This window comes from Desulfitobacterium sp. (genome assembly GCF_035539115.1).
In the GTDB taxonomy this organism is placed as follows: Bacteria; Bacillota; Desulfitobacteriia; order Desulfitobacteriales; family Desulfitobacteriaceae; genus Desulfitobacterium_A.
Genome location: NZ_DATLJA010000006.1, coordinates 1 through 6512 on the forward strand (window position 1 = coordinate 1; position 6512 = coordinate 6512).

A 6512-nucleotide genomic window follows, 5' to 3' on the forward strand; every position below is an offset into this window, starting at 1 on the left:
AAAATCACCTCAAACTACAGTATAGATAAATTATATTGAGATATCTATGGTTATCTCCACTATACTATATAATTCAACACAATTGAGGTAGATTCCTGCTTTTTGATGAAAAAATCAGAGGGTTTCTGCACCAGAATCATAAGTATTTTTTGCTTACATTAATTTGACGAAGAGTTTTAAATTTAGATAGCGCATTTTTCTCGTTTATCCAAAAAAAATTATAAATTTTTAGTTTCATGCTTATTTCATCCTCTATGCTAGTCAATTCCATAGGAACTCAGTCGAAAATAGCCGATCTTTTGATAGGGAACGGAATCACCCAAAAATTTTCGGAGTGTGGCTCGCGCTTTGTGCAATCTCCATTTTACCAATTCGAGTGAAATATCTAAAATCTGGGCTACTTCCTTCGTCGAACATCCGTTAATTTCTCGTAACGTAAAAACTTCACGCTGCTGCTCAGGAAGTTGAGCAATTGCTTGGAAAAGAATGTCCTGCATCGCTTTTTTCTGACAGGACTGATCTGGATCTTTGTTAAGCTGATTCGAGTAACTCCCGGGTTCAATTTCATCCGCTATTTTCTCGTTGCGAACGCACCCCTTACGTTGGTAATCAAGCGTAACATTGACGGCAATCCGGTATAACCAGGTGGAGAACTTGGATCGCCCGTTAAAGCCATGCCTAGCTTTGAAAGCCTTGATAAAGGTCTCTTGGGTTAAATCTTGGGATAGATGATAATCTCCGGTCATACCATAGATCAGATTTGTGATTTTAGCTTCATTCTCTAATATAATTTGTTCAAACGATTCGAGACTTTCATCAAAGTTTACTCCATAAAGGTTTTGCTGGACAGGCATTAGACATCCTCCTTATTAGTAAAACCCGGTAGCTTAATGATGCTGCCGGGTTAAATTGAATAGAAGTATTTTTAAAAATAGATTAGAAAAGAACATATGCTCCAGGGCCGGTCAAAAAGACTCCAACAGCAGCTGCAATAATCGCCAAATTGTATTCATAGCCACTAGCAGTAGCTGCAAAACCATTTTTCCCAGTTGCGGTAATGATGGCTACGACCATGGTACCCACGATGAGAAGGGAAGCAAGAGGAATGAATACACCAGCGGCAAAGAAGAGACCTCCCAGTAATTCGCCAAGTCCAGCGAGAATAACCATAGGTACTCCAGGTTTTATCCCAAGGGATTCAAAGTATCCGGCGGTTCCTTGAATACTATAACCACCAAACCAACCAAAGAGTTTCTCCGTACCGTGACGAGCAAAAGATAGACCAAAGATAAGACGAATGACCAACAAACCTAGATTTGACATTGAAAAACATCTCCTTAAATATTAATGAGTTCTTTTGGTAACTAACAGCATAATTGGTTAATAGCTTACAAAAAATGTATTAGTTACTTTATGTATTGATAATACTATAAGAAACCTACTTTCGTCAAGTAGATTAATGTGTTAAAATATAAATATCCGAAGCGGGAAGAAGGGGGGCTGAAAAATGGAAGATTTCCATTTGTGTCCAAAATTTGAATCCGCAAACGAACTCATTGGTAAACGTTGGACAGGACTCATTGTTCGGGTCTTGCTAACGGGACCGAAGCGGTTTAAAGAAATGACTGAAATTATACCGAATGTCAGTAGTAAGGTATTAACAGAGCGTTTGAAGGAACTTGAATCGGTCGGTATTGTCACTCGTGAAGTCTATCCTGAAATGCCGGTACGGATTGAATACCGTTTATCGGAAAAGGGCAAGGCCCTACTACCCGTTTTTGACGAGCTACAGAAGTGGGCAGATCAGTGGGTTAAGTGCTAAGCAAATAGGCAAAGACGAGCAAGAGCCAGCATTCATTTTGAAAATGAATGCTGGCTCTTGCTTTAAACGGTAATGAAGAGAAAGCTCTTTATCACTTAGAATTTAGTATTATCATCAGGATGGGAATCGCGATATTGTTCAGTCGCTAGTGCCCATTGCTCCCGGGTCCGATTGAGGATGAGCTTGTCTTTGTTGCGATCGGGATCATTTACGATCTTTGAAAAGTAGCTAATCGCCTGTTTAAATTCTCCAACACGACGATTTAGTTCCCCAAGCATATATAAAATTTTAATGGCTGACCATGAGTTTACAAAGTCCGAATGAAGGTAAGATGCATCGTATTCTTTGATGGCGAGTTTGAGAAATCGCTGTTCATCGTCAGGTTGGTTTTCCTGCCGGTAGATCCACCCCAAGCGCAAACATAATCCAGCAAGGACAAAATGACTTTCCCCTTTCAGGGAGGCTGAATAAATTGCAAGCTTATAGGTTTCAATTGCTGTTTTTACATCTCTGACCGAATCAAAGTCGCGGCTTTGCCATTTTTTAGCAATGCCTTTTTGAACCGCATTTTTGGCCTGGGTCGTAAAGTCTTTCGAGAATTCACTGTTAAAAGCAAAACCGCAGGATGGACAGACACTAACATGATAATAAAGAGAATTATATAGATTTTCTTTATAGTAGGGACAAAAATCAGAATCTGTTTTGTAAGAAACAGAAGAATGGGAACGAACTTTCTTCGTTGTAAAACTTTCCCCGCAATAAAGGCAAGTTATTTTCTTTTCATAAAAGGGCTGTAAGTCTGTAATCATATTTTATAGCCTTCCTCAATCCATTTTTTACTTAAGTTCTTTATCGCATCTATCGTAAGTTCATTATACTAGAATATTTTACCTGTTACCATTAAATTGTTGTCCTTTAGATTATAATCTGGCAAAGAGGGATCTTTTACAGAATTAAAATAGGAGCATGCTTAGCGATAGTTTACACCCTTGCAGCAACGCTTGCCGTGAGTACTCTGTTTAAAAAGCAGGATATCAAATAAAGAACAGAGAATAAATTAAGAAAGCGAGTGAAGAGGTGTATAGAGATTAGATGTTAAAACAAATTGGTGCTTTATTTGGAGGAGTAGTTTACTTCTTATTTGTACTAACCCTATTGAATTTTATCGTTAAATACGTTAATAGTAAGTATCGAACTCAATTGATGAAAAATGAAGAGGTCTATAATCTATTTAAAAAGCTCATGAAGTTTACCGTGAAAAATCATAAACGCTTTGGATTAATGACGATCGTCTTCCTGCTGTTACACTTCGCAGTCCAACAGAGCCAATATGGTATGAATATCACGGGATCAATTGCAGCTGTCATCATGCTTGCCCAGATCGGACTCGGGGTTTATGGCTGGAAGGCCAAGAAAAAAGGGGAAATGGATATTCAATGAATGACCAAGAAAAATTAGGTATTTAAAGCAACCTTGTATATTTCAAAAATTATAATATAACTGCGAGCCCTTTAGGAATCGCAGTTATATTTTTTTACAACAATGAATACTCCGGGTCAAAATGAGCCACGATTCAGGACTGTGAGAGCCACAGTTCCGAAATTTCAGAGCTACCATTCCAGTCAGTAAACCACTTGGTACATTATGTTGTCTATTCCGCGAAGTAGGATAATTGGAAGTTGTTTCCACGGAAATAATACGATTAGTGTGATGGCTTTGAGATAAGATAAAATATTCCAAGAGGTTAACCTTAATGAACGTACCCGTTACATTATTAGCAATTCTGATTTTCTTATTTACTTGAACAATACTCCCACGACTATTATTCCAAGTCTAATCCAATAGTCTGGTGGATTTAATTCCCATTATATATTCCATCAATTCAATTAAAAATTAGATATAAATAGCACAGGAAAAAAAATTACTCCTCACTGTAATGCCAATTTGCAATGAATGTCCTAACGCATACCGATTTTGTTATATTTAACAAACTGGATAAAATGCCTGTCTTGGTGGTCGAGGTGGATGGGTATGCATTCCATGCTAACAATTCAAAGCAGCTTGAACGGGATAAAATGAAGGATACCATTCTGGAGAAGTATGGTATCCCAATTTTAAGAATTAAGACAAATGAAAGTGGCGAGGAAGCGAAGCTGCGTAATAAGCTTAACCGGATTTTAAAACCGTAGTTGGTTCTAGGCATTTTCCAGGGAAGAGATGTATTATATGAAGATAATAGGATTCAACGGAAGTCCGAGAAAAAATTGGTATACTGCAATAGTCCTTAAAAAAGCAGAATTCCCAAATGATTGTAAGAAAGCCTTTGAAATGGGGGTAAGATTTGCTCGACAAGATAATATTTGTAAATAATTGAAATGGAAAATGATCATCGGAGGAATTTTTAATGAAACAAGTTTATGCACCCGGCTGTGCGCTTTTAATCTATAAGCCGCAGCTTGCTGAAAAAGTATTAGCGTTTTTGAATAACAACTTAGGGGAAATCCCTGAACATCGGATTTGCTGTAGACATGAGCCTAATCTCGAAAAGGGTACTCAGGTCATCAACACCTGTGCAGGCTGTGACAAGCGATATAGGGAGCTTTATGATGGGATATCTACCCTATCCCTTTGGGAGATATTAGCTGAAAGCAAAACATTTCCCTTCCCCGATTATAAGGATATGGAGATGTCGATACATGATGCCTGCCCTACACGCACGGAAGAAAGGGTTCAGTCGGCCATAAGAAAACTTCTTGTGAGAATGAATATAAAAGTTGTTGAACCCAAGAATACTCGTACTCAAGCAATCTGTTGTGGTGACAGTTTTTACGGCACTTTGCCTATAGAGGATGTCAAGAAGCAGATGGAAAAACGCTCCAATGAAATGCCTTGTGAGAATGTCGTGGTTTACTGTGTTTCCTGTATCAAAGCAATGTATATCGGTGGTAAAAAGCCACGCTATATGATCGATCTTTTGTTTGGAGAGGAAACTGAAATTGGCACATTTGAGCCAGATGAATGGCACAATCAATTACAAAAATTCATAGATAAGCATTAAATGATAATACACAAAAAACCTTCACCCCTTTAAGGGGCAAAGGTCCTGCGATGACATTCAATTCTAAATTTAAAATAGCATAATTTCATTCCAAATAATAAGACCCAATCCAACAAACAAAATCCAAAATATATAAGCGTACGTTCTTGAAATGAGTAGTCTTGCTGATTGCACACCCTCGGGTCCATTAGCCCCGTTTAACATGAACAGGATAAATGCACCAGTTAAATCTCAATCAAGACTAAAATCAAGTGAAGCTGACTCGTACGTCCTTCATGAATCAGCCAGTCAGCCAGACTGGATTAGTTAGGAAAAGAAATTGATACATTGTCATACGCCTGCCGTTTTTTGAGATGAACAATGCATCAGTCAGAGTTTTACTTATGGAGGCTTCAAATGAATCAAATTCGGGATTATAGAAGTGATGCAGCAACATTACCTACGTTTGAAATGCGTCAGGCTATGGCAAATGCTGAAGTAGGAGATGATTTTTCAGGTGAAGACCCAACGGTTAGATATTTAGAAAACATGAGTGCTCATATGTTTGGAAAAGAAGCGAGTCTTTTTGTTATCTCAGGCACTATGGCCAATCAAATAGCTATTATGACCGCTACACAACATGGAGATGAAGTTTTAGTCGGTGAGGAGTCTCATATTTATAATATGGAAACTGGAGGATTAGCTGCACTTTCAGGAGTACAAACCAGACCTCTCCGCAGTACAGAGGGACAGTTTGATTTTCAAGATGTCCGAAGGGCTATTAGAAAACGTGGAATACAATTTCCGATAACAAAAGTGCTATGTTTAGAAAATACATATGATTTAAACCGGGGTATTCCACTATCCGAAGAATATATGACAGAAATATCCATACTGGCACATAGGCATGATTTACTTGTCTATTTAGATGGAGCTCGAATATTTAACGCCGTAACTGCTTTGAAAGTTGAGCCTAAGATCTTTTGTCAAGGCATTGATGTGATGCAATTTTCCCTTTGTAAAGGATTGAGCGCTCCCGTAGGATGTATTCTTCTAGGGTCAAAAGATTTCATTGAACGCGCACGAAGAATAAGACAGAGAATTGGAGGCGGTATGGCACAGGCTGGTCATATGGCTGCCACAGGTATTGTTGCACTGAAAACTATGATTGATAGGATACAAGATGACCATCTAAATGCCAAGCGACTAGCGATAGGACTTGCTAATTTGAATGAGAGTTTAGTTGATGTGGAAAAGACTTTAACTAATATTGTTCAGATAGATCTTAAAAGTATTGGAAAAGATGCTTTCTATATGGATAATGCTCTGCAAGCACAGGGTATAAAAGTCAAAATTATTGACTCGACAACCTGTAGACTTGTAACTCATCGGGGTATCACCGATAATGATATTGATGAAACAATTGATGTAATAAAGAACATATTAAAATGAAAACCCTAATATTAAGAACCTCCGATTATCCATATGCTGTGACGCATTCGTAGGATAATGCGGTGCGACAAGAAGTCGCTAACAGTTAGTGTTTCAATTGAAACTGCGTTAGTTACTAAACGTATCCTCGCTCGAAACTGCAGTTTGAGTAATCGGACTGTGGGTTGCATGAGAGTTAAATACCTAATGCGATTGCTCTAC

The 6512-nt window shown here is 38.2% G+C and carries 8 protein-coding genes; 5 read left to right on the forward strand and 3 right to left on the reverse strand.

Features of this window, described 5'->3' with window-relative positions; translation table 11 throughout:
- Positions 1 to 257 precede the first annotated feature (257 nt).
- Together VM640_RS00795 and VM640_RS00800 are read right to left on the reverse strand one after the other, a co-directional pair.
- Positions 258 to 854: an RNA polymerase sigma factor gene (locus VM640_RS00795; protein ID WP_325388926.1), complete on the reverse strand. Its 597-nt coding sequence runs from the start codon at positions 852 to 854 to the stop codon at positions 258 to 260.
- Between the two features lie 82 nt (positions 855 to 936).
- Positions 937 to 1323 (reverse strand): DoxX family protein, encoded by a 387-nt coding sequence (locus tag VM640_RS00800; protein ID WP_325388928.1) that lies wholly within the window; start codon positions 1321 to 1323, stop codon positions 937 to 939.
- A gap of 184 nt (positions 1324 to 1507) precedes the next feature.
- Here VM640_RS00800 and VM640_RS00805 point away from each other — a divergent pair, with 184 nt between their 5' ends.
- Complete coding sequence (locus tag VM640_RS00805; protein WP_325388930.1) at positions 1508 to 1822, forward strand: winged helix-turn-helix transcriptional regulator; 315 nt, start codon at positions 1508 to 1510, stop codon at positions 1820 to 1822.
- Positions 1823 to 1917: 95 nt separating this feature from the next.
- Here VM640_RS00805 and VM640_RS00810 read toward each other — a convergent pair whose 3' ends face one another.
- Positions 1918 to 2631 carry a DUF2225 domain-containing protein gene (locus tag VM640_RS00810; RefSeq protein ID WP_325388932.1) on the reverse strand — a complete coding sequence of 238 codons (714 nt, stop codon included), beginning with the start codon at positions 2629 to 2631 and terminating at the stop codon, positions 1918 to 1920.
- 283 nt (positions 2632 to 2914) lie between these two features.
- Here VM640_RS00810 and VM640_RS00815 point away from each other — a divergent pair, with 283 nt between their 5' ends.
- From VM640_RS00815 to VM640_RS00830, 4 genes are all read left to right on the forward strand, one after another.
- Entirely contained in the window at positions 2915 to 3262 is a 348-nt protein-coding gene (locus tag VM640_RS00815) for a hypothetical protein (protein ID WP_325388934.1), read from the forward strand.
- 509 nt (positions 3263 to 3771) lie between these two features.
- Positions 3772 to 4011 (forward strand): DUF2726 domain-containing protein, encoded by a 240-nt coding sequence (locus tag VM640_RS00820; protein WP_325388936.1) that lies wholly within the window; start codon positions 3772 to 3774, stop codon positions 4009 to 4011.
- Between the two features lie 215 nt (positions 4012 to 4226).
- A complete protein-coding gene (locus tag VM640_RS00825) occupies positions 4227 to 4880 on the forward strand; it encodes a (Fe-S)-binding protein (RefSeq protein WP_325388938.1) in 654 nt (217 codons plus the stop codon).
- A gap of 396 nt (positions 4881 to 5276) precedes the next feature.
- Positions 5277 to 6311, forward strand: a complete 1035-nt coding sequence (locus VM640_RS00830; RefSeq protein WP_325388940.1) for a threonine aldolase family protein — start codon at positions 5277 to 5279, stop codon at positions 6309 to 6311.
- Positions 6312 to 6512 lie beyond the last annotated feature (201 nt).

Excerpts from the sequence above, each read along its gene's own strand:
- VM640_RS00825 (WP_325388938.1), top strand. The coding sequence starts at position 4,227 with ATGAAACAAGTTTATGCACCCGGCTGTGCGCTTTTAATCTATAAGCCG.
- VM640_RS00815 (WP_325388934.1), top strand. The coding sequence starts at position 2,915 with ATGTTAAAACAAATTGGTGCTTTATTTGGAGGAGTAGTTTACTTCTTA.
- VM640_RS00805 (WP_325388930.1), top strand. The coding sequence starts at position 1,508 with ATGGAAGATTTCCATTTGTGTCCAAAATTTGAATCCGCAAACGAACTC.
- VM640_RS00810 (WP_325388932.1), bottom strand. The coding sequence starts at position 2,631 with ATGATTACAGACTTACAGCCCTTTTATGAAAAGAAAATAACTTGCCTT.
- VM640_RS00795 (WP_325388926.1), bottom strand. The coding sequence starts at position 854 with ATGCCTGTCCAGCAAAACCTTTATGGAGTAAACTTTGATGAAAGTCTC.
- VM640_RS00800 (WP_325388928.1), bottom strand. The coding sequence starts at position 1,323 with ATGTCAAATCTAGGTTTGTTGGTCATTCGTCTTATCTTTGGTCTATCT.
- VM640_RS00830 (WP_325388940.1), top strand. The coding sequence starts at position 5,277 with ATGAATCAAATTCGGGATTATAGAAGTGATGCAGCAACATTACCTACG.
- VM640_RS00820 (WP_325388936.1), top strand. The coding sequence starts at position 3,772 with ATGAATGTCCTAACGCATACCGATTTTGTTATATTTAACAAACTGGAT.